Below are 1,000 nucleotides of genomic sequence, written 5' to 3' on the forward strand. Positions count from 1 at the left end.
GGGCGAAGGGTGTCCAGGATCGGCGTGTCTACACACGCCGACTTGGAGGTCTTCGTGATCGCCGACCTGGACACCCTTCTGATCGCACTTTACGTGGAACTGACCGACCGCATCATCCCTGCGCATCGGCCGACACATCGCCAGGGTCCGGGCCGACCGGTCGTGGTGACCGAGGCAGAGCTGGTGTGTTTGGCGGTAGCGCAGGTATTGCTGCGCTACAACGATGAGCGGCATTGGCTGCGTGCCGCGCCGGCGCGGGTGGGGCACCTGTTTCCTCGGCTGTTGTCGCAAAGCGAATACAACACCAGGCTGCGAGCGGTAGCGCCGCTGATGGAAGCTGCGCTGCGGTGGCTGGCCGAGCACACCCCTGGATCGGCTGAGCTACTGCGACTCATGGACGGCACTCCGGTTGGCTGCGGCCAGTCGAAGACCACCAGCACACGCTCGGACCTGTTCGGCTACGCCGGCTACGGCTACGAGACCTCCCACAGCCGCTACTACTGGGGGGCCAAGCTGATGCTCATCACCACCGCCGACGGCACCGTCACCGGGTTCGGCCTGGCTAACCCCAAACTGATGGGCGAACGCGAACAGACCCGCCGGATGCTCACCGAGCAGACGGCCAACCGACCCGCCCCTGGCACCACCGTGGTCACCGACAAGGGCCTATCCGGCACCGGCATCGAACAGTTCTTCACCGACCTGGACCTGCAGCTCATCCGCCCAGCCCGCACAGACGACCAGACACCTCGACCGTTCCCGAACTGGCTGCGCCAGCGGATCGAGGCGATCATCTGGACACTGAAGAACCAGCTCGGCCTGGAACGCCACGGCGGACGCATCCCTGCCGGGCTATGGACCCGCATCCTCCAACGCCTACTCGCGCTCAACACCGCCATCTGGCACAACTGGATCATCGGCGCACCCGTAAAACGCTCCCTAATCGCCTACGACCACTGATCGCTGACCTGATCAAAATTTCCGATCAACGATCTAGGGG

1 protein-coding gene is annotated in these 1,000 nt (G+C 64.4%); it reads left to right on the forward strand.

The genetic code is table 11. From position 1 onward, the window contains the following. Positions 1 to 42 precede the first annotated feature (42 nt). Positions 43 to 960, forward strand: a complete 918-nt coding sequence (locus tag ABN028_RS35170) for an IS982 family transposase (RefSeq protein ID WP_349332501.1) — start codon at positions 43 to 45, stop codon at positions 958 to 960. The last annotated feature ends 40 nt before the right edge of the window (positions 961 to 1,000 follow it).

It is taken from the genome of Actinopolymorpha sp. B17G11 (assembly GCF_040196095.1).
Classification (GTDB): domain Bacteria; phylum Actinomycetota; class Actinomycetes; order Propionibacteriales; family Actinopolymorphaceae; genus Thermasporomyces.